This window comes from Streptomyces sp. NPDC001315, from assembly GCF_042896175.1.
Classification (GTDB): domain Bacteria; phylum Actinomycetota; class Actinomycetes; order Streptomycetales; family Streptomycetaceae; genus Streptomyces.
Genome location: NZ_JBIAWZ010000001.1, coordinates 1,185,677 through 1,207,593 on the forward strand (window position 1 = coordinate 1,185,677; position 21,917 = coordinate 1,207,593).

Annotated in this window: 18 protein-coding genes; 1 reads left to right on the top strand and 17 read right to left on the bottom strand. The window is 70.0% G+C overall.

Going from position 1 to position 21,917, the window contains the following annotated elements:
- Positions 1-356 precede the first annotated feature (356 nt).
- Positions 357-3,509: an isoleucine--tRNA ligase gene (gene ileS / locus ACFY16_RS05240; protein WP_390645702.1), complete on the top strand. Its 3,153-nt coding sequence runs from the start codon at positions 357-359 to the stop codon at positions 3,507-3,509.
- Between the two features lie 55 nt (positions 3,510-3,564).
- On the opposite strand, the gene ACFY16_RS05245 is transcribed toward ileS, so the two are convergent.
- The 17 genes from ACFY16_RS05245 to rsmH form a co-directional block, all read right to left on the bottom strand.
- Entirely contained in the window at positions 3,565-3,777 is a 213-nt protein-coding gene (locus ACFY16_RS05245) for a hypothetical protein (RefSeq protein WP_390645703.1), read from the bottom strand.
- Positions 3,778-3,929: 152 nt separating this feature from the next.
- Positions 3,930-5,147, bottom strand: coding sequence for a DivIVA domain-containing protein (locus ACFY16_RS05250; RefSeq protein WP_390645704.1), 1,218 nt, complete (start codon positions 5,145-5,147; stop codon positions 3,930-3,932).
- A gap of 52 nt (positions 5,148-5,199) precedes the next feature.
- Positions 5,200-5,490: a YggT family protein gene (locus ACFY16_RS05255; protein ID WP_385787238.1), complete on the bottom strand. Its 291-nt coding sequence runs from the start codon at positions 5,488-5,490 to the stop codon at positions 5,200-5,202.
- 50 nt (positions 5,491-5,540) lie between these two features.
- Positions 5,541-6,182 carry a cell division protein SepF gene (locus ACFY16_RS05260; protein ID WP_390645705.1) on the bottom strand — a complete coding sequence of 214 codons (642 nt, stop codon included), beginning with the start codon at positions 6,180-6,182 and terminating at the stop codon, positions 5,541-5,543.
- 128 nt (positions 6,183-6,310) lie between these two features.
- A complete protein-coding gene (locus ACFY16_RS05265; protein WP_390645706.1) occupies positions 6,311-7,030 on the bottom strand; it encodes a YggS family pyridoxal phosphate-dependent enzyme in 720 nt (239 codons plus the stop codon).
- Between the two features lie 6 nt (positions 7,031-7,036).
- On the bottom strand, positions 7,037-7,777 hold the full coding sequence (gene pgeF / locus ACFY16_RS05270; RefSeq protein ID WP_390645707.1) for a peptidoglycan editing factor PgeF: 741 nt from the start codon (positions 7,775-7,777) through the stop codon (positions 7,037-7,039).
- Positions 7,774-8,970: a cell division protein FtsZ gene (gene ftsZ / locus ACFY16_RS05275; RefSeq protein ID WP_390645708.1), complete on the bottom strand. Its 1,197-nt coding sequence runs from the start codon at positions 8,968-8,970 to the stop codon at positions 7,774-7,776. The genes pgeF and ftsZ overlap by 4 nt, the downstream gene beginning before the upstream one ends.
- Before the next feature lie 276 nt (positions 8,971-9,246).
- Positions 9,247-10,041: a cell division protein FtsQ/DivIB gene (locus tag ACFY16_RS05280; protein WP_390645709.1), complete on the bottom strand. Its 795-nt coding sequence runs from the start codon at positions 10,039-10,041 to the stop codon at positions 9,247-9,249.
- A gap of 174 nt (positions 10,042-10,215) precedes the next feature.
- On the bottom strand, positions 10,216-11,310 hold the full coding sequence (gene murG, locus ACFY16_RS05285; protein WP_390645710.1) for an undecaprenyldiphospho-muramoylpentapeptide beta-N-acetylglucosaminyltransferase: 1,095 nt from the start codon (positions 11,308-11,310) through the stop codon (positions 10,216-10,218).
- Positions 11,311-11,316: 6 nt separating this feature from the next.
- The gene (ftsW, locus tag ACFY16_RS05290; RefSeq protein ID WP_390645711.1) at positions 11,317-12,678 is read right to left on the bottom strand and encodes a putative lipid II flippase FtsW; all 1,362 of its coding nucleotides are present in this window, start codon (positions 12,676-12,678) and stop codon (positions 11,317-11,319) included.
- Between the two features lie 71 nt (positions 12,679-12,749).
- Positions 12,750-14,168: a UDP-N-acetylmuramoyl-L-alanine--D-glutamate ligase gene (gene murD / locus ACFY16_RS05295; RefSeq protein ID WP_390645712.1), complete on the bottom strand. Its 1,419-nt coding sequence runs from the start codon at positions 14,166-14,168 to the stop codon at positions 12,750-12,752.
- The gene (mraY, locus tag ACFY16_RS05300; protein WP_390645713.1) at positions 14,150-15,223 is read right to left on the bottom strand and encodes a phospho-N-acetylmuramoyl-pentapeptide-transferase; all 1,074 of its coding nucleotides are present in this window, start codon (positions 15,221-15,223) and stop codon (positions 14,150-14,152) included. The genes murD and mraY overlap by 19 nt, the downstream gene beginning before the upstream one ends.
- Positions 15,220-16,635 carry a UDP-N-acetylmuramoyl-tripeptide--D-alanyl-D-alanine ligase gene (murF, locus tag ACFY16_RS05305; RefSeq protein ID WP_390645714.1) on the bottom strand — a complete coding sequence of 472 codons (1,416 nt, stop codon included), beginning with the start codon at positions 16,633-16,635 and terminating at the stop codon, positions 15,220-15,222. The genes mraY and murF overlap by 4 nt, the downstream gene beginning before the upstream one ends.
- A 4-nt stretch (positions 16,636-16,639) precedes the next feature.
- Positions 16,640-18,295 (bottom strand): UDP-N-acetylmuramoyl-L-alanyl-D-glutamate--2,6-diaminopimelate ligase, encoded by a 1,656-nt coding sequence (locus ACFY16_RS05310; RefSeq protein WP_390645715.1) that lies wholly within the window; start codon positions 18,293-18,295, stop codon positions 16,640-16,642.
- A 50-nt stretch (positions 18,296-18,345) separates the two neighbouring features.
- Positions 18,346-20,316: a peptidoglycan D,D-transpeptidase FtsI family protein gene (locus ACFY16_RS05315; protein WP_390645716.1), complete on the bottom strand. Its 1,971-nt coding sequence runs from the start codon at positions 20,314-20,316 to the stop codon at positions 18,346-18,348.
- Positions 20,313-20,801, bottom strand: a complete 489-nt coding sequence (locus tag ACFY16_RS05320) for a septum formation initiator family protein (RefSeq protein WP_390645717.1) — start codon at positions 20,799-20,801, stop codon at positions 20,313-20,315. Before ACFY16_RS05320 ends, ACFY16_RS05315 begins: the two co-directional genes overlap by 4 nt.
- A 73-nt stretch (positions 20,802-20,874) precedes the next feature.
- The gene (gene rsmH / locus ACFY16_RS05325) at positions 20,875-21,831 is read right to left on the bottom strand and encodes a 16S rRNA (cytosine(1402)-N(4))-methyltransferase RsmH (protein WP_390645718.1); all 957 of its coding nucleotides are present in this window, start codon (positions 21,829-21,831) and stop codon (positions 20,875-20,877) included.
- Positions 21,832-21,917: the final 86 nt, after the last annotated feature.

Here is a 21,917-nt window from a genome sequence, read left to right on the forward strand (position 1 = left end):
CCCCCGAAAACCGGTCGGCCGCTGTCCGCGCGGCGCCGTACACTGGGCAGAGCGAAAAGCGTGGATGGGGACGAGTAGCGGCGTACGCAGCCCAGAGCGACCCGGGGACGGTGGAAGCCCGGGGGTGAGCGCGACGTGAAGATCACCCCGGAGCCGCCGGAAGAAAGCCGCAGCAGGACAGCAGCGGCCGGTAGAACCGGTTCGCGACCCCAATGAGGGGGCTCACCGGCGCACAGGGCGCACCGGGGGGCCAAGGAGGGTGGTACCGCGGGAGCGCGCCGCACACGGCGTAGACAGGCAAGAAGGCTCTCGTCCCTCCGACGGAAGGCAGCAAGTCCGTTGGAGGAAGCTCGCTGATGACAGCGCCGACGTACCGCCAGGTGCCCGCCCAGGTCGACCTGCCCGCGCTCGAGCACGCGGTGCTCGACTTCTGGCGCGAGCAGAAGATCTTCGCCAAGAGCCTGGACCAGTCCGAGGGCCGCCCCGAGTGGGTCTTCTACGAAGGCCCGCCCACCGCCAACGGCATGCCGGGCGCCCACCACATCGAGGCACGCGTCTTCAAGGACGTCTTCCCCCGCTTCCGCACCATGCGCGGCTACCACGTGGCCCGCAAGGCCGGCTGGGACTGCCACGGCCTCCCGGTGGAGCTGGCGGTGGAGAAGGAGCTCGGCTTCAGCGGCAAGCAGGACATCGAGGCGTACGGCATCGCCGAGTTCAACGCCAGGTGCCGCGAGTCCGTGACCCGCCACACCGACGCCTTCACCGAGCTGACGACCCGCATGGGCTACTGGGTCGACCTGGACGACGCGTACTGGACCATGGACCCGGAGTACGTCGAGTCGGTCTGGTGGTCGCTGAAGGAGATCTTCAACAAGGGCCTGCTGGTCCAGGACCACCGCGTCGCCCCCTGGTGCCCGCGCTGCGGCACGGGCCTGTCGGACCACGAGCTGGCCCAGGGCTACGAGACGGTCGTCGACCCGTCCGTGTACGTCCGTTTCCCGCTCACCTCCGGTCCGCTCGCCGGCGAGGCCGCGCTCCTCGTCTGGACGACGACCCCCTGGACCCTGGTCTCCAACACGGCTGTCGCCGCGCACCCCGAGGTGACCTACGTCGTCGCGACGAACGGCGAGGAGAAGCTCGTCGTCGCCGAGCCGCTCGTCGCCAAGGCGCTCGGTGAGGGCTGGGAGACGACCGGCCAGACCTTCACCGGGGCCGAAATGGAGCGTTGGACGTATCAGCGTCCGTTCGAGCTGGTCGAGTTCCCGGCGCCTGCCCACTACATCGTCAACGCCGAGTACGTCACGACCGAGGACGGTACGGGTCTGGTCCACCAGTCCCCCGCCTTCGGTGAGGACGACCTCAAGGTCTGCCGCGCCTACGGCCTGCCGGTCGTGAACCCGGTCCGCCCGGACGGCACCTTCGAGGAGGACGTCCCGCTCGTCGGCGGTGTCTTCTTCAAGAAGGCGGACGAACAGCTCACGGAAGACCTCAAGAACCGCGGTCTGCTCTTCAAGCACCTGCCGTACGAGCACAGCTATCCGCACTGCTGGCGCTGCCACACCGCGCTCCTCTACTACGCGCAGCCGTCCTGGTACATCCGCACGACGGCCGTCAAGGACCGCCTCCTCCAGGAGAACGAGAAGACCAACTGGTTCCCGGACACGGTCAAGCACGGCCGGTACGGCGACTGGCTGAACAACAACATCGACTGGGCACTGTCCCGCAACCGCTACTGGGGCACCCCGCTGCCGATCTGGCGCTGCGAGGACGACCACCTCACCGTCGTCGGCTCCCGAGCGGAGCTCACCGAGCTGACCGGCACCGACCAGTCCGAGCTGGACCCGCACCGCCCGTTCATCGACGACGTCACCTTCGCGTGCCCCCAGTGCGAGCAGACGGCCACACGCGTGCCCGAGGTCATCGACGCCTGGTACGACTCGGGTTCGATGCCGTTCGCGCAGTGGGGCTACCCGTACAAGAACAAGGACCTGTTCGAGTCCCGCTACCCGGCGCAGTTCATCAGCGAGGCCATCGACCAGACCCGCGGCTGGTTCTACACGCTGATGGCGATCGGCACGCTGGTCTTCGACAAGTCGTCGTACGAGAACGTCGTCTGTCTCGGCCACATCCTCGCCGAGGACGGCCGCAAGATGTCCAAGCACCTGGGCAACATCCTGCAGCCGATCCCGCTGATGGACCAGCACGGCGCGGACGCCGTCCGCTGGTTCATGGCGGCCGGCGGCTCTCCCTGGGCGGCCCGCCGCGTGGGCCACGGCACCATCCAGGAGGTCGTCCGCAAGACGCTCCTGACGTACTGGAACACGGTCGCCTTCCAGGCCCTGTACGCCCGTACGTCCGGCTGGGCGCCGAGCGAGGCCGACCCGGCCCCGGCCGACCGCCCGGTCCTCGACCGCTGGCTGCTGTCCGAGCTCCACGCGCTCACCGACCAGGTGACGCAGGCTCTGGAGGCGTACGACACCCAGCGCGCCGGCAAGCTCCTGTCGGCGTTCGTCGACGACCTGTCCAACTGGTACGTCCGCCGCTCCCGTCGCCGCTTCTGGCAGGGCGACAAGGCCGCGCTGCGCACCCTGCACGAGGTCGTCGAGACGGTCACGAAGCTGATGGCCCCGCTGACCCCGTTCATCACCGAGCGGGTCTGGCAGGACCTGGTGGTGCCGGTGGCCCCGGGCGCCCCGGAGTCGGTGCACCTGGCGTCCTGGCCGGAGGCGGACCTGTCCGCGATCGACCCGGAGCTGTCGAGGCAGATGGTCCTGGTCCGCCGGCTGGTGGAGCTGGGCCGCGCCACGCGCGCGGAGTCGGGTGTCAAGACGCGTCAGCCGCTGTCCCGCGCGCTGGTCGCGGCGTCGGGCTTCGACGCCCTCGACCCCGAACTGCACGCGCAGATCACGGAGGAGCTGAACGTGAGTGCGCTCGCGTCCCTCTCCGAGGTCGGCGGCTCGCTGGTCGACACGACCGCGAAGGCCAACTTCCGCGCCCTGGGCAAGCGGTTCGGCAAGCGCGTCCAGGACGTCGCCAAGGCCGTCGCGAACACCGACGCGGCCGCGCTGTCCCTCGCCCTGCGCGAGGGCACGGCATCGGTGGAGGTCGACGGCGAGACGATCGCCCTCGCCCCGGACGAGGTGATCATCACCGAGACCCCGCGTGAAGGCTGGTCGGTGGCCTCCGACTCGGGCGCCACGGTCGCCCTGGACCTGGAGATCACAGAGGAGCTGCGGCAGGCGGGCCTGGCCCGTGACGCGATCCGTCTGATCCAGGAGGCCCGCAAGAACAGCGGCCTCGACGTGGCGGACCGCATCGCGCTGCGCTGGACCTCCACGGACCCGGCGGTCATCGCGGCGCTGACCGAGCACGCCACCCTGATCGCCGACGAGGTTCTCGCCACGGCCTTCCTGAACGAGCACAGCGCCCAGGGCGAGGCGGACGACTCCTACGGCGAGCCGTTCACGGACGAGGGCCTGTCCCTGACGTTCCGCCTGCGCAAGGCGTAAAACGACGACGGCGAAGGACCGGCCCCGGCAGGGGGCCGGTCCTTCGCCGTCCTGGTCACCGGTCAGCCGGGCTCCGGGCCGTGCGGAGCCTGCCCGACGTCCTCCAGACCCAGAGATCGACCACCCACGTCTGCTGAGGCGCTCCCAGGACGTACAGCATGTCGAAGGAGTACGGGTGGGGGTCTTCGGCCACGGTGAGCCCGCACGCCGCGAGGACCGCCCTGATCGCCCGGAGCGTCTCTTCGCGGACGGCGATCGCGTATCGCACACACGCTCGCCCTCCTCGGTGTGGACCGAGCACCGCACGACCGCCTCGCGGTTCCGCACCCCTGTCAACACGCGTAAAAAGGGCGAGGCCCCGGATGAAAATCCGGGGCCTCGCCCTGAACGCTGCCGACGCCTAAGGCGTACTAGAGGCCGTCAGTTGTCGTCCTCGTCGATCAGGAACCCGCGCATCGGCGAGGGCGCCTGGCCCATCGGCGACGGACCCTGCGGCCGCACCGGCGCCATGGGCTGGGTCATGGCCGGCGTCATCTGCTGCTGGCCGCCGTAGGACGGGGCAGCGGGACTCGGCGCGCCACCCATGCCCTGGCTGGTGCCGTACGACGGGGCGCTCGCGCCGGCCGGTGCCATGGAAGGCGCCGGGGACGGCGGAAGCGAGGCCGTCGCCGGGGTGCGCGGCGGGGCGAGGGAGTCGTCGGCCTGGGTCTCCAACTGGCGCAGCTGCGACTCCAGGTAGGACTTCAGGCGCGTGCGGTACTCGCGTTCGAAGCCGCGCAGGTCCTCGACCTTGCGCTCCAGCGTGGCGCGGGCGGACTCCAGGGAGCCCATCGCGACACGGTGCTTCTCCTGCGCGTCCCGCTCCAGGGCGTCGGCCTTGGCACGGGCGTCACGCTCGAGACCCTCGGCGCGGCTGCGGGCCTCGCCGACGATCTTGTTGGCCTCGGAACGGGCCTCGGCGATCGCCTGGTCGGCGGTCTGCTGGGCCAGCGAGAGGACACGGGCGGCACTGTCGCCACCGGGGCCCTGACCGGGGCCGCCCATCGGACCGCCCATGGGGCCGCCCATCGGGCCACCCATCTGCTGCTGCATGGGGGACTGGCCACCCATCGGGCCCTGACCCATGGGGCCCTGACCCATCGGACCCTGACCCATCGGGCCGGGGCCCTGCGGGCCGCCCTGACCGCCGCCGGGGCCGGCGGGCAGCTGCGGCGCACCGCTCGGCAGCTGGGGCGGGCCTCCCATGGGGCCACCCATCTGCTGCTGCGGCGGGCCCGATATTCCGGCGGGTACGGGGGCACCGGGACCGCGCATGCCCTGCTGAGGCATTCCCTGCTGGGGCATCCCCTGCTGAGGCATGCCTTGCTGGGGCATGCCCTGCTGAGGCATTCCCTGCTGGGGCATCCCCTGCTGCTGGTCCTGCGGCTCCGGGGGCTTGCGCATGTTCTGCTGGTTCTGGGCAGCAGCACGCGTGGCCGCAGCCAGCTTGGCGCGCAGGTCCTCGTTCTCGCGGAGCAGGCGGGTCAGTTCGGCTTCGACCTCGTCGAGGAAGGCATCGACCTCGTCCTCGTCATAGCCTTCTCGGAGGCGGACGGTCGTGAACTGCTTGTTCCGCACGTCCTCGGGGGTCAACGGCATCTCTTCACCTCAACGTAGTCATCGGCAGTCGGCAAGACCGTATCGTCCACAGTCACCTCGCGAGACTTCCCACGACGGAGATCAGAATGTAGACGATGATCATCAGTACGAAGAAGGACAGGTCTAGCGCCACGCCCCCGAGACGCAGCGGCGGGATGAACCGCCGCAGAAGCTTCAGCGGTGGATCGGTGACAGTGTAGGTGGCCTCCAGAACGACCACCATCGCCTTGCCGGGTTGCCACGAGCGGGCGAACTGGAAGACGTAGTCCATGACCAGCCGGAAGATGAGAATGATGAGGAAAAGCAGCAGCGCGTAATAAATCACCTGCGCGAACACGCTCATGGCTGGTGCTTCCCTCTCCCCTGTTCCGTACTTCGTTCCGGTCCTGCGTCTCAGCTCTGGTTGAAGAACCCGCCCTCTGCGATGCGGGCCTTGTCCTCCGCCGTGACATCGACGTTAGCAGGCGACAACAGGAACACCTTCTGCGTCACCCGCTCGATGCTGCCGTGAAGACCAAACACCAAACCGGCCGCAAAGTCGACAAGTCGCTTCGCATCTGTGTCATCCATCTCAGTCAGATTCATGATCACCGGCGTGCCTTCACGGAAGTGTTCCCCGATGGTACGGGCCTCGTTGTAGGTCCGGGGGTGAAGTGTGGTGATCCGGTACGGCTCTCGTTCCGACACAACCTTGGGCATGATCACCGGGGCGTTCTTCTCCAGGCTCTGGCGTTCTTGTGTGATGGATGCCACGGGCGCGATGCGCGCCGGACGCCCGGATTCCGCGGCAAGGGAAGCGGAATGAGGCACCGGGTCGCGCGGCGCGGAAGGTTGCACCACTCGTACCGGTTCGTCCCTTTGGGACTGATGTGCGCCGTGCAACTGGTGCGACGGCTCGTGCCGCCGGTGGTCCCGCTCGAGCTCCGGGTCCAGTTCGGGTTCGAAGTCGTCGTCGGGGTCGAAGCCCCGGCCGTCGTACCCATCGTCCTCCACGAGGCCGAGGTAGACCGCCATCTTGCGCATCGCGCCGGCCATGCTCTGAGTCCTCCGCTCTGTGGTGGATCCGCTGACGACTGCCAAGTCCCGCGATCCACGTGGCCCTTACACCCGCCTATCGGCGGTAATGACCATATTTTCTGCTGTGGTCCGACTTCCTGGCGACGTTACCCGAGCCTGGGGCGGACGCCGAGTACCGCAGTGCCGACGCGCACATGTGTCGCCCCAGCCGCCACAGCCTCCTCGAGGTCCGCACTCATCCCTGCCGAGACCATGTTCGCAGCCGGATGGGCTCGGCGCAGGTCGGTCGACAAATCCATCAACCGCTCGAACGCCGCCCGTTGACGCCCCGCGTACTCCCCGGCGAGTGGAGCCACGGTCATCAGTCCGTCAAGCCGCAGCCCCGGAGCCGCGGCGACCAGATCGGCCAACTCTTCGATTCCGGCAGGCGCCACACCACCCCGCTCACCCCTCGCGCCCTCTTCCGCGTCGAGGGCGACCTGGACGAGGCATCCCAGCTCGCGCCCGGCACGTACGGCCTCCTTCGACAGGGCCGTTACGAGCCTGGACCGGTCGACGGACTGCACGACACCCGCGTAACCGACCACGGATCGGACTTTGTTGGTCTGCAACTGGCCGACAAAGTGCCAAGTAAGGGGCAAATCCGAGCACTCGGCGGCCTTGGGTGCCGCGTCCTGGTCCCGATTCTCGGCCACGTGGCGCACACCGAGTTCCGACAGGACCCGCACATCACTCGCGGGGTAGGTCTTGGTGACCACGATCAGGGTCACTTCCTCGCGCTCGCGGCCCGCGGCCGCGCACGCGGCGGCGATGCGCTGCTCCACATTCGCCAGATTTGCGGCGAGTTCGCCCTTACGGTCCGTCATGTCCCATCAGTCCAGCCAGACATAGCTCGCGAGCCGCCCAGTGGTGCGGTCGCGGCGGTACGAGAAGTGGTCGCCGGACTCGAGCGTGCACACCGGCGACTGCTCCCGGTTGTGCACCCCGAGCCGTTCGAGCTGCGCATGCACGCCGGCGGTCACGTCGACCGCGGGAGTGCCCCAGCTCGTCTCGGAGTGCGCCGCCGGTTCGACGGCGGTGACCTCGGTACGCATCGCCTCCGGCACTTCGTAGCACCGGCCGCAGACGGCGGGTCCGGTCCGGGCGACGATCCGGCCCGGCTCGGCGCCGAGTTCCACCATGGCCCGTACGGCGGCGGGGACGACCCCGGCGACCATGCCGGGCCGGCCCGCGTGGGCCGCCGCGGCGATCCCGGCGACCGGGTCGGCGAGCAGAACGGGCGTGCAGTCGGCGGTGAGGACGGCGAGAGCCAGCCCGCGGCGGGCGGTGACGATCGCGTCGACCGACGGGATCTCGGCGGCGGAGCCCCAAGGCCCGTCCACCACCACCACGTCCGGCCCGTGCACCTGGTTCATCCAGACCACCTGGGCCGGGTCGAGCCCCAGCGACTTCGCCGCCAACTCGCGGTTGGTGCGTACGGCGTCGGGGTCGTCGCCGACCGCGCCGCCGAGGTTGAGCTCCTCGTACGGAACGGCGCTCACCCCGCCCCACCGGTCGGTGAAGGCGAAGTGCGCGCCGTTCACAGTGCTCGTTGCGGAGCGCTGTCCTATCACTTCAGGAAGTCCGGCACGTCCAGCTCCTCGGCCGCGCTGTCCGAGTAGCTGCGCGACGGCGGGACCGGCGGGGCGACCGGGAGGTCCTGCACCGGCTCCGGCGCGTGCTCCGGCTCCTCCTTGGGCGTGACGCTGCCGAGCGAGCCGAAGCTCGGGCGGCTCTCGGGCTGCCGTACCGGAGTGGACTCCTCGCGCCTGGCCGAGGCCGAGGACGAACCGAGGACGGTGTCCCGGCGGGCCGGCGGCTGCCCGCCGTCGAAGCCGGCCGCGATCACCGTGACCCGCACCTCGTCGCCCAGGGCGTCGTCGATGACCGCACCGAAGATGATGTTGGCCTCGGGGTGGGCGGCCTCGCTGACCAGCTGGGCGGCCTCGTTGATCTCGAACAGGCCGAGGTCGGAGCCGCCGGAGATGGAGAGCAGCACGCCGCGGGCACCGTCGATGGACGCCTCGAGCAGCGGCGAGGAGATCGCCATCTCGGCCGCGGCCACCGCGCGGTCGTCGCCGCGGGCCGAGCCGATGCCCATCAGGGCCGAACCGGCCTCGGACATGACCGACTTGACGTCGGCGAAGTCGAGGTTGATCAGACCGGGGGTGGTGATCAGGTCCGTGATGCCCTGAACACCGGAGAGCAGGACCTGGTCCGCCGACTTGAACGCGTCGAGCACGGAGACCTGACGGTCCGAGATGGAGAGCAGCCGGTCGTTCGGGATGACGATGAGGGTGTCGACCTCTTCGCGGAGCTCGGCGATGCCGTCCTCGGCCTGGTTCGCGCGGCGCCGTCCCTCGAAGGTGAACGGGCGCGTGACCACGCCGATGGTGAGGGCGCCCAGCGAGCGGGCGATGTTGGCCACGACGGGCGCGCCGCCGGTGCCGGTGCCGCCGCCCTCGCCGGCCGTCACGAAGACCATGTCGGCCCCCTTGAGGACCTCTTCGATCTCCTCCCGGTGATCCTCGGCGGCCTTGCGGCCGACGGCCGGGTTGGCGCCGGCGCCGAGTCCGCGGGTGAGTTCGCGGCCGACGTCGAGCTTGACGTCGGCGTCGCTCATCAACAGCGCCTGCGCGTCGGTGTTGATGGCGATGAACTCGACGCCCTTGAGACCGACCTCGATCATCCGGTTGATGGCATTGACACCACCGCCGCCGACACCGATGACTTTGATGACTGCGAGGTAGTTCTGCGGTGCTGCCACGTCGAAGGCCTCTCGCCTCGAGTTACGTGTCGCCGCCTCGCCGTGTTGCGATCCGACGACTGATGCCGAATGGGACGGTCCGTAGCGCCGACCCGAACCCTAACCCTGAAGTTTAGGGTTACCAGTGTGTCCGTTCCCTGGAGTCTTCTGAACAGGACACTAAGTCGACAAGTGGCGCACGTTCAACGAACACGCCGAACCTCCCGTTTTTCTTTTCACCCTATGTGATCAGGCGTAGCGCTGCCCAACCAGGGTGCTGGCCTGCGCTGATGTGCGTCAACTCCCCACTGACGCGGGGGCGGTGGGAGCGCTGACGTCGAAGTGCCGGGCACCGGGCGCCGCTTTCATCAGGGCGGTCAGGGTACGGGCCTTCGCGCGGCCCTGCTCGCCGCTGCCCCAGGCGACGGTCCGGCCGCCGCTCAACTCCAGCGAGATGTCGTCGTAGGAACGCATCTTGACGATCCGGGTCTCGCGCGCGACGGCGACCGGAATGTCCCCCGCGACGACGCGGACGGCCTCCCGCACAAGCCGGTCCTCACCGAAGCGCCGCAGACTGGCGGCGGCCGAATCCGATCGGGATACCGTCAATTCCAGCGTCGGAACGCCTTTCGGAGCATCAGAAACCGTAGCGAAACGGACGCCTTCATCGTCGACTTCGACGAAGGCGGTGCCCTTTCGGACAACCACAACCGGAGAACGCTCGGTCACTTTCAGTCCGATTCCATGAGGCCAGGACCGGACCACGTCAACCGAGTCAATTCGGGGCAATTTCCGGCGCAGTCGCGCTTCGATCGCATCGGTGTCGACCGAAACCAGCGGTGCCCCGACCGGAACGTCAGCGGCCTCGCGCACCTGTTCCGGCGCCAGAACTCGGGTACCCGAGACCGAGACACGTTCCACGCGCAGCCACTGCGAGCCGTACAACACCCAGACGCAGCCCGCCCCGAGGACGCAGCCGAGTACAAGGATGATGATCACACGAAGCCGGCGTCGCCCGAACCTCCGGACGAGGGGCGGGCCGGACGACTCCCGCTGACGTCCGCCGCGTTCGGCGGTGGTGGGTCCGGCCACGCGCGCTCCTTTCGTGGCTCGCTCGCCTCCGGGGCGCCCGAGTCGGTGTCGAGAGCACGACCGCGCTGAGCCCTTCGGGCCTTCGCGCTCCCCCACTCTCGACGCCGCTCGAGCGGGAGGTGCCGTCATGATCTCTCGACACCGCCGCGCCCCTTCGTCTCACTCGCCGATGCGTTACTGGTGACGGCGCGAGGCGATCGCCTCGTACACCATGCCGACGAGCAGGTCGTCGGCATCCCGGCGGCCGAACTCACCGGCGGCACGGGACATCTCGTACAGCCGGTGCGGGTCGGCGAGCACGGGCAGGACGTTCTCCCGCACCCACTCGGGCGTGAGTTCCGCGTCGTCGACGAGGAGGCCGCCACCGGCCTTGACCACCGGCTGGGCGTTCAACCGCTGTTCGCCGTTGCCGATGGGCAGCGGGACATAGGCGGCCGGCAGTCCGACGGCGGAGAGTTCGGCGACGGTCATCGCACCCGCACGGCAGAGCATCATGTCGGCCGCGGCGTACGCGAGATCCATCCGGTCCACGTACGGTACCGGGATGTACGGGGGCATCCCGGGCATCTGATGCACTTGCGGCAATTCATTCTTCGGGCCGACCGCGTGCAGGATCTGGATGCCTGCCTGCTGGAGCCAGGGAGCGACCTGCTGGACCACCTCGTTGAGCCGGCGGGCGCCCTGCGAGCCGCCGGAGACGAGCAGCGTCGGCAGGTTGGGGTCGAGCCCGAACGCCGCCCGGGCCTGCGGGCGCACGGCGGCCCGGTCGAGGGTGGCGATGGAGCGGCGCAGCGGAATGCCGATGTAGCGGGCGCCCCGGAGCTTGCTGTCCGGGGTGGAGACGGCGACCTGGGCGGCGTAGCGGGAGCCGATCTTGTTGGCCAGGCCGGGGCGGGCGTTGGCCTCGTGGATCACGATCGGCACACCGAGGCGCTTGGCGGCGAGGTAGCCGGGCAGGGCGACGTAGCCGCCGAAGCCGACGACGGCGTCCGCCTTGGTGCGCTCCAGGATCTGCTCGGCCGCCTTGATCGTGCCGCGCAGCCGGCCCGGGACGGTGATCAACTCGGGCGTCGGCTTGCGCGGCAGCGGCACCGCGGGGATCAGCGCGAGCTCATAGCCCCGCTCCGGTACGAGCCGGGTCTCCAGACCCCGCTCCGTGCCCAGGGCCGTGATCCCCACGGTCGGGTCCTGCCTGCGCAGGGCGTCCGCGAGGGCGAGCGCGGGCTCGATGTGGCCGGCGGTCCCCCCACCAGCGAGTACGACATGCACCGAAATTCACCGCTCTCCGGACGAGCGCGCCGCCGAGGCACGCCGTCGCATCGTGTTCCATCTCCGAGGCCCCCGATCGGGCAGAGGGCCTCCAGCCCGCTTTCTACCAAAGCGGGGCTGTCGCATCGCAAGCGCCGCCCGCGCAGCGGGCTCGTCGCGCGCGAAGGCGATCAGCAACCCGATGGCGAACATGGTCGGCAGCAGGGCGGATCCCCCGTAGGAGAACAGCGGGAGGGGAACGCCGGCGATCGGCAGCAGGCCGAGCACCGCACCGATGTTGATCACCGCCTGTGCGACGATCCAGGTGGTCACGCCTCCCGCGGCATACCTGACGAAGGGGTCCTCCGTGCGTCCGGCCACGCGGATACCCGCATAGCCTAGAGCCGCGAACAGGGCGAGCACCGACAGTGTCCCCGCCAGACCCAGTTCCTCACCGGTGACGGCGAAGATGAAGTCGGTGTGCGCTTCGGGGAGTTGACCCCATTTCTCCACGCTCGCACCGAGCCCGGAACCGAAAATTCCGCCGGACGCGAGGGCGTAGATGCCGTGCACGGCCTGCCAGCAGTCGACGGGGCCGCCCTGCGGCTCGGTGGCGCCGATGCAGGAGAGCCGGGCCATGCGGTTCGGGCTCGTCTTGATGAGGATCACACCGATCGTGGCCGCGATCGACAGCACCCCCACGAACAGCCGGGTCGGCGCGCCCGCCAGCCACAGCAGCCCGAACAGGATCGCCGTCAGGATGATCGCGGTGCCCATGTCACCGCCGAGCATGATCAGCCCGAGCAGCAGGAAGGCCACCGGCACGAGCGGCACCAGCATGTGCTTCCACTGGGCCAGCAGCTTTTTGTCCTGTTTGCGCGCGATCAGGTCCGCGCCCCACAGCACCAGCGCGAGCTTGCCGAACTCGCTGGGCTGGATCTGGAAGGAGCCGCCGAGGGAGATCCAGTTCTGGTTGCCGTTGACCGCGACTCCTATCCCCGGCACCTGCACCAGCGCCATCAGGAAGACGGCTCCGGCCAGGATCGGGTAGGCCAGCGCGCGGTGCAGCTTCACCGGCATCCGGGACGCGACCAGCAGCAGTCCGGCGCCGATGGACGCGGCCAGGAACTGTTTGCGGAAGAAGAACGATCCCGGCAGCGCCATCTGCAACGCCGTGATCTGGGAGGCCGAGTAGACCATCACCAGACCGAGCACGGTGATCAGCAGACTGCCGCCGAGGATCAGGTAGTACGCGGTCAGCGGCCGGTCCCACGCTCTGCGCACGCGCAGATGCAGAACGCGTACGGGGTTGTTGCGCGGGGGCCGGGGCCCGGCGGGCCGGCGTGAGGCCCGCTGCACGGGCGGTCGGCCGGTGCGGCTAGCGGGCATCGGTACCTCCGCTGTACATCGGCCTCGACGGTCCCACGCGTCCCTCCCAAAGTCGCCCGGCAGGCGGCCGGTCAGGCGCCGAGTTCGCGAACCGCCTCCGCGAACGCGTCACCGCGCTTGTTGTAGTTGGCGAACATGTCCATGGAGGCGCAGGCCGGGGCCAGCAGTACCGTGTCGCCGGCGGCGGCGAGCCGCTGCGCTTCCCGGACAGCCTCGAGCATCGCCCCAGTGTCTGTCCGGTCGAGGTCGACGACGGGTACTTCCGGGGCGTGTCGCGCCAGGGCTTCGCGGATCAGGGCGCGGTCCGCGCCGATGAGCACGACTCCGCGAAGTCGCTTTGCCGACTTGGCGACAAGCTCGTCGAAGGTCGCGCCCTTCGCCAGTCCGCCCGCGATCCAGACGATCGACTCGTACGCCGCCAAAGAGGCTTCCGCCGCGTGTGTGTTGGTCGCCTTGGAGTCGTCGACGTACGCGACCCCGTCCACGTCGGCGACGTGCGCGATGCGGTGGGCGTCCGGCGTGAAGGCCCGCAGCCCGTCCCGTACGGCCGTGGCGGGCACCCCGAAGGCGCGCGCGAGAGCCGCCGCCGCAAGGGCGTTGGCGATGTTGTGCGGAGCCGGCGGATCGATGTCCGACACCTCCGCCAGTTCCTGGGCGTTCTTCTGCCGGTTCTCGACGAAGGCGCGGTCGACCAGAATGCCCTCCACCACGCCGAGTTGGGACGGCCCGGGTGTGCCGAGGGTGAAGCCGACGGCCCGGCAGCCCTCCTCGACGTCCGCCTCGCGCACCAGGTCCTCGGTGGCCTTGTCGGCGACGTTGTAGACGCAGGCGATGCGATTGCCCTCGTAGACACGGCCCTTGTCGGCGGCGTACGCCTCCATGGAGCCGTGCCAGTCGAGGTGGTCGGGGGCGAGGTTGAGGACGACGGCGGAGTGGGCGCGCAGGGAGGGCGCCCAGTGGAGCTGGTAGCTGGACAGTTCGACGGCGAGGACGTCGTACTGCTCGTCGCCGAGGACCGCGTCCAGCAGCGAGACGCCGATGTTGCCGACGGCGGCCGTGCGCAGGCCCGCCGCCTTCAGGATGGAGGCGAGCATCTGGACGGTCGTGGTCTTGCCGTTGGTGCCGGTGACGGCCAGCCAGGGCGCCGCGTCGGGGCCGCGCAGCCGCCAGGCCAGTTCGACGTCGCCCCAGACGGGCACGCCCGCCTCGGCGGCCGCGGCGAACAGCGGCTTGTCCGGCTTCCAGCCGGGCGCGGTGACGACGAGTTCGGTGCCTTCGGGCAGGGTGTCCCCGTCACCGAGGCGCACGGTGATGCCGAGCGCCTCCAGTTCGGCAGCCTGGGCACGCGCGCGTGCGTCGTCGCCGTCGTTGACGACGGTGACCTTCGCGCCCAGCCCGTGCAGCACCTTGGCCGCCGGGACGCCGGAGACGCCGAGCCCGGCGACGGTGACGTTCTTCCCCTGCCAGTCGGTCACTTGTCCGCTGCCCATCCCGCGTAGAAGAGGCCCAGTCCGACGATCACACAGATGCCCTGGATGATCCAGAAACGGACCACCACAAGTACCTCGGACCAGCCTTTGAGTTCGAAGTGGTGCTGGAGTGGCGCCATTCGGAAGACGCGCTTCCCGGTGAGCCGGAAGGAGCCGACCTGGATGACGACCGACATGGTGATGAGGACGAACAGGCCGCCCATGATGGCCACCAGCAGCTCCGTACGGGAGCAGATGGCCAGGCCCGTGAGGACACCGCCGAGCGCGAGCGAGCCGGTGTCACCCATGAAGATCTTGGCCGGCGACGTGTTCCACCACAGGAAGCCGAGGCAGGCACCCATCAGCGCCGAGGCGATGACCGCCAGGTCGAGGGGATCGCGCACCTCGTAGCAGGCGTTGGGGTTGGTGAGGGTCGTCGCGTTGGCGCAGGACTCCTGGAACTGCCAGACGCCGATGAACGTGTAGGCGCCGAAGACGAGGACGGAGGCGCCGGTGGCCAGACCGTCCAGACCGTCGGTGAGGTTCACGCCGTTCGACATCGCGAGGATCATGAACAGCGCCCACACCACGAACAGCACCGGGCCGATGGTCCAGCCGAAGTCCGTGATGAACGACAGCTTCGTCGAGGCCGGGGAGTTGCCGCGGACGTCCTGGAACTGCAGGGCGAGTACCGCGAAGCTGATGCCGACGATCAGCTGACCGGCCATCTTCGCCTTGGCCCTGAGGCCCAGCGAACGCCGCTTGACGATCTTGATGTAGTCGTCGAGGAAGCCGACCAGACCCATGCCGACCATCAGGCCGAGCACCAGCAGACCCGAGTAGGTGGGCGGGTAGCCGGTGATGACCTTGGACAGGAAGTACGCGGCGACCGTCGCGAGGATGAAGGCGATACCGCCCATCGTCGGCGTACCGCGCTTGCTGGCGTGCTCGCGCGGGCCGTCGTCGCGGATGTACTGGCCGTAGCCCTTGCGGGCGAGGAGCTTGATCAGCAGCGGGGTGCCGACCAGGGTCAGGAAGAGGCCAATGACTCCTGAGAACAGGATCTGCTTCATCATCGGGCGGCAACCTCACCCTCGGCCCCGGACTCGAGCAGCGCCTGCGCCACGCTCTCGAGGCCGACCGAACGGGACGCCTTCACGAGTACGACGTCCCCCGGGCGCAACTCGCTGCGCAACAGGTCGACCGCCGCCTGTGCGTCGGACACGTGCACCGACTCCTCACCCCACGAACCCTCGTTATATGCGCCCAATTGCAGCCAGGCGGCTTCCCTGCCCCCGACCGCGACGAGCTTGCCGACATTGAGCCGGACGGCGAGCCGTCCGACCGCGTCGTGCTCGGCGAGCGCCTCGTCCCCGAGCTCGGCCATCTTGCCGAGCACCGCCCAGGTCCGCCGCCCCTTGCCCATCGCGGCGAGCGCGCGCAAAGCGGCTCGCATGGACTCGGGGTTCGCGTTGTAGGCGTCGTTGACGATCGTCACGCCGTCCGGGCGCTCGGTGACCTCCATCCGCCAGCGGGAGAGGGAGCCCGCCTCGGAGAGCGCGGTGGCGATCTCTTCCGCGGACATGCCCAGCTCATGGGCGACGGCGGCCGCGGCGAGCGCGTTCGACACGTGGTGCTCACCGTACAGGCGCATGGTCACATCACTGCACCCGGAGGGTGTGTGAAGGCTGAAGGCGGGCTGTCCGCTGTCCGTGAGTCGCACGTTCTCGGCGCGTACGTCCGCTTCGTCGGACTCTCCGAAAAGGACCACCTTCGCCTTCGTACGGGAGGCCATGGCCCGTACCAACGGGTCGTCGGCGTTGAGGATCGCGGCGCCACCCTCCTCCGACGGGGGCAGCGACTCCACGAGTTCACCCTTCGCCCGGGCGATCTGCTCGCGGCCGCCGAACTCACCGATGTGGGCGGTGCCGACGTTCAGCACGAGGCCGATCTTCGGGGGCGTGAGGTCCGTCAGGTAGCGGATGTGGCCGATGCCGCGGGCGCCCATCTCCAGCACGAGGAACCTGGTGTCCTCGGTGGCGCTGAGCGCGGTCAGCGGCAGCCCGATCTCGTTGTTGAGGGAGCCGGGGGTCCACACCGTGGGCGCCTTGCGCTGGAGCACCTGCGCGATCAGGTCCTTGGTGCTGGTCTTGCCCGCGGAGCCGGTGAGGGCGACGAGGGTGGTGCCGAGTTTCTGCACGACGTGCCGTGCGAGGGCGCCCAGGGCCGTCTGGACGTCCTCGACCACGATCGCGGGGACGCCGACGGGCCGGGACGCCAGTACGGCGGCCGCACCCGCCCCGACGACCGCCTGCGCGAAGTCGTGGCCGTCCACGCGCTCGCCGACGAAGGCGACGAAGAGACTGCCGGGCACCACCTCTCTGGAGTCCCGGACGACCGGTCCGGTGACCTGGACGGACGGATCCGGTATGTCGTGCGTCTGCCCGCCGACGACTGCTGAGATCTCGGCGAGGGAGAGGGCGATCACAAGTTCATCCCTGGGTCTTCTGGATAGCTTCGCGAAGCACCTGGCGGTCGTCGAAGGGACGGACCACTCCGGCGATGTCCTGGCCCTGCTCGTGGCCCTTGCCCGCGACCAGCACGGTGTCCCCGGGCTGTGCGCGGGCGACGGCGGCGGCGATCGCGGCGGCCCGGTCCTCGAAGAGGAGCACCTCGCCGCGCTCGTGCGCGGGTACCGACGCCGCGCCCTCGAGCATGCTCGCCAGGATCGCCAGGGGATCCTCGGAGCGGGGGTTGTCGGAGGTCAGTACGGCGGTGTCGGCGAGCCGGGCCGCCGCGGCGCCCATCGGCTGCCGTTTGGTCCTGTCCCGGTCGCCGCCGCAGCCGAGCACGATGAGCAGCCGGCCCTTGGTGACCTTGCGCAGGGCGCGCAGCACCGATTCGACGGCGTCGGTCTTGTGGGCGTAGTCGACGACCGCGAGATAAGGCTGTCCGGCGTCCACGCGCTCCAGGCGGCCCGGCACGCCCGGCACCGCCGCGACGCCGTCGGCGGCGGTCTGCGGGTCGAGCCCCGCGACGGCGAGGGCGACGATCGCGGCGAGGGTGTTGGCGACGTTGAAGGGACCCGGCAGCGGGGACCTGGCGGCGACCCGCTGTCCCTCGGGGCCGGTCACGGTGAACGTCGAGTCCATGGGGCCGACCTGGACGTCCTGGGCACGCCAGTCGGCGTCGGGGTGGCCCTCGGCGGAGAAGGTGACGACCGGGACGGTGGCCTCGTGCGCCAGCCTGCGGCCGTACTCGTCGTCGAAGTTGACGACGCCGAGTTTGCTGCGTTTCGGGGTGAACAGCTGCGCCTTGGCCCGGAAGTAGTCCTCCATGTCGGAGTGGAACTCCATGTGTTCCGGGCTGAGGTTGTTGAAGACGGCGATGTCGAAGACGCAGCCGTCGACCCGGCCGAGCACCAGGGCGTGGCTGGAGACCTCCATGGCGACCGCCTCGACACCGCGCTCGCGCATGACGGCGAACAGGGCCTGGAGGTCGGTGGCCTCGGGGGTGGTGCGCTCGGACTTGATGCGCTCGTCACCGATGCGCATCTCGACGGTGCCGATGAGTCCGGTGGCGCGGTCCGACTTCAGTCCGCCCTCGACCAGGTAGGCGGTCGTGGTCTTGCCGGAGGTGCCGGTGATGCCGATCTGGAGCAGGTCCTGGCCGGGGCTGCCGTAGATCGTGGCCGCCAGCTCGCCCATCCGCGCGCGCGGGTCGTCGACGACCAGGACCGGCAGGCCGGTGGCGGCGGCGCGTTCGGCGCCGGCCGGGTCGGTCAGTACGGCGACCGCGCCGAGTCCGGCCGCCTGTACGACGAAGTCGGCGCCGTGGGCGCGGGCGCCGGGCAGGGCGGCGTAGAGGTCGCCGGGGCGGACTGCGCGCGAGTCATGGGTGACACCCGTGACCTCGGCGGCGTTGTCCGGGGTGGTGGCGCCCAGCTGATCGGCGAGCTCCGCGAGGGGTGTGGCGGAGACCTGGACCGGCCGGGGCGGGCCCGGATATGTCACGGGAACGCCCTTCTGGGTGATTTGGGACTGATCAGCGTGTGGCACGGCGGTGAGCGTACCGGGCGCACCCGCGTGCGGGCGAAGCGAGGGGCTTGGCGTGCCTTGGCTGCCGGGCTGGGGAGTGATCATGGTCACGGGCTGGTTTCCTGGCTGGTTCGGTGCTGCGGTGCTGTTTTCCGTGCCGGTCAGGGCGTGAAGGAGACGGGGAGGCTGGCGGCCTTCGCCCCGGTGGGCGGGACCTGGAGGGTCTTCAGGGCGAACTCCATGACCTGCTTGTAGATGGGACCGCAGATCTGGCCGCCGAAGTAGCCGCCCTCGGTGGCGTTCTGGATGGCGCAGTAGACGGTGATGCGCGGGTTGTCCGCGGGCGCGAATCCGGCGAACGACGACGTGTACCCCTTGTACTTGCCGGTGGCCGGATCCACGCGGTTGGCCGTACCGGTCTTGCCCGCGACACGGTAGCCCGGGATACGCGCCTTGGCGCCGGTGCCCTGTTCGTCGTCCACGACCGACTCCAGCATCCGGGCGAGGCTCTTGGCCGTCTTCGCGCTGATGACCCGGGTCTTCTTGGGCTGCGCGGCGGGGGTGAAGCGGCCGTCCGCTCCCTTCGTACCGCGGACGAGGCTGGGTACGACGCGGACGCCGCCGTTGGCGATCGTCGAGTAGACGGAGGCCGCCTGCATGGCGTTGATGGAGACGCCCTGGCCGAAAGGAATCGTGTACTGCTGGGACGTCGACCACGCGTCCGGCGACGCGAGGATGCCTTTCGTCTCGCCGGGGAAGCCGAGTCCGGTGTAGCTGCCGATGCCGAACTTGCGCAGATAGGAGTAGAGGACCTGGTTGGCCTCGGGCTGCGTCTTGCCGAGCTGGCCGGTGGCGAGGATCGTGCCGATGTTGCTGGACTTGGCCAGGACGCCGTTGAGCGTCAGGTACCAGGTCGGGTGGTCGATGTCGTCCTTGAAGAGCCGGTCGCCGCGGTGCAGCCGGTTGGGGACGGTGACGTGCGTCAGCGGCGTGGCGGCGTTCTCCTCCAGTACGGCGGCCATCGACATGACCTTGGCGGTGGAGCCGGGCTCATAGGCGTCCTGCAGGGCCGCATTGCCCAGGGCGTCCGGGTTCGCCTCGGAGAGGTCGTTGGGGTCGAAGCCGGGCGAGTTGGCCATGGCCAGGATCTCGCCGGTGCGGGTGTCCTGCACGATCACGTAACCGCGGTCGGCCTTGGACTTCTTCACCTGCTCGGTGATGGCGTTCTGCGCGGCCCACTGGATGTCGCGGTCGATGGTGAGCTCGACGTCGCTGCCGGGCACGGCGGGCGTCTCGGTGGAGCCCACGGTCGGCACCTGTCGGCCGCCGGACTGGGCGTAGCGGATCTTGCCGTCCTCGCCGGTCAGCAGCTTGTTCAGCTGCTGCTCGACACCGCCGCCGCCCTTGCCGTCGGCGCTGACCCAGCCCAGTATCCCGGCGGCGAGGTCGCCGTTGGGGTACACGCGCTTGCTGGTGGGGTCGGCGAAGACGCCGGCGAGGACATTGACGGTGGTCGCGTCCGTCTGCGCCTTCTTGGCGAGAGCGGTCTTCAGGTCCTTGATCTGCGTCCAGACCTGCGGGGTCCGACGGCCCGCGAGCTTGACGTACTGGAGCTTCCTGTCCTTGGGCCTGAGCTTCTCGGTGAGCGCGGCCTGGTCCAGGCCGAGGATCGGGGAGAGGAGCGCCGCCGCCTGCTCGGGCCCGTCGTCGATCTTGAGCTGCTTGCGCGTGAACATCGTGGGGTCGGCGGTGATGTCGTACGCGTCCACGCTGGCCGCCAGCGCCACGCCGTTGCGGTCGGTGATTCCACCGCGCTCGGCGGCCAGGGTGTGCACGACATACCGGTTCTGCTCGGCCTTGGCGGCATACGCGCTGGCGTCGACGGCCTGCACCTGGAGCAGCCGCACGACGAACGCGATCAGTACCAGGGTCAGCGCGAGGCTGACCATGCGCAGCCGAGGGCGGGGGCTCCCGAGCCGCAGCGCCTGCGGTGCCGCGGGCCGGGCAGGAGCGGGCCGACGAGCCGGCCGGGCGCCGGGGCCGGGCCGCCGCTGTCCGGCCCCCGGCCGTCCGGGCCGAGCCGGTCCGGGGACACGGCGGCGTGGCGGTTCCCTGTCGGACACTTCCGTCACCTGCCGGGGGTCGTGGTCGGGATGGGGGGCACGCTGGGGGCGGAGGGCGCGCTGGGGGCGGGTGAGGACGCGACCGTCTCCGGTGGGCGCAGCGCGATCGGGATCTGCGCCGAGGACTGCTGGGCCGCGGCCGAGGGGACGCCCTTCACCGTGCCGTCCGGATTCAGGAAGGCCGGGTCGCTGCCGGGGACCATGCCGAGTTCGCGCGCGCGACGCTGGAGGGCCTCGGGGGCGGAGTAGGAGTCCACGTCGCGCTGGAGCGCCTGTTCCTCGTCGGTGAGCTTCTTGGTGTCGGTCTGGAGGTCGTCCAGCTTGAACGAGCCTTCGCTGAGCGCCGAGTTCAGCACGAGGAGACCGATCAGGCCGCCGCCGAGGAGGACGACGACGAGGAGGACGAACGGGGTCCGGGCCGCCCGGCGCGGACCTGCCGGGAAGAGCCGCGCGAGACGGGCGGCCCTCCCTTTCAGTTCGGTTTTCCCACTCACTCGTCCTCCACTGAGTTGGAATTCCGAACCCGGGTCCGGGTGTGGTGCCGGCCCGCCCGCCCCTGAGCCCGCCTCACTCGACGTCCTCCCTGATGCGCTCCGCTCCGCGCAGCCGAGCCGGAGCGGCCCGCCGGTTCTCGGCGACCTCTTCCTCGGTGGGAAGTTCGGCACCGCGTGTGAGCAGCTTGAGCCGGGGCTGGTAGCGCTCGGGGACGACCGGCAGGCCGGGCGGCGCGGTGTTGGCGGCACCGGCCGCGAACACCTGCTTGACCAGGCGGTCCTCGAGCGAGTGGTACGACAGGACGGCGATTCGGCCGCCCACGTCGAGCGCCTTCACCGCCGCCGGGATCGCCCGCTCCAGGACGGAGAGTTCACCGTTGACCTCGATGCGCAGGGCCTGGAACGTGCGCTTGGCCGGGTTGCCGCCGGTGCGCTTCGCGGCCTGCGGCAGCGCGTCCCGGATCAGCTCCACCAGCCGTGCGCTGTTGCTGAACGGCTCCTTCGCGCGCTCGCGCACGATCGCGGCCACGATCCGCTTGGCCTGCTTCTCCTCGCCGTAGGCCCGCAGGATCCGGACGAGTTCGCCGGGCGCGTAGGTGTTGAGGACCTCGGCGGCGCTCATGCCGGTCGTCTGGTCCATGCGCATGTCGAGCGGGGCGTCCTGAGCGTAGGCGAAGCCGCGGTCGGCCTCGTCGAGCTGCATGGAGGAGACGCCGAGGTCGAAGAGGACGCCCTGCACGCGCGGGATGCCGAGGCGGTCGAGGACGTCGGGGATCTCGTCGTAGACCGCGTGCACGAGGGTGGCGCGCTCACCGAAGGGGGCGAGCCGCTCGCCGGACAGCCGCAGGGCCTCCTTGTCACGGTCGAGAGCGACGAGCCGGACTCCCGGGAACTGCGTCAGCAGCGCCTCGCTGTGGCCGCCGAGGCCGAGGGTGCAGTCGACGACCACCGCTCCCGGCTGCTCGAGGGCGGGGGCCAACAGGTCCAGGCACCGCTGGAGCATCACCGGGACGTGTCGACTCTGGCTCAAGGGGCCCTCTCAGGTCCGGCGTGGCCGCACGCACCGCCGGGTCCCCGCCCGCTCGTGAAGGGGAGGCCTGCCGGCGCCGGAAGCGT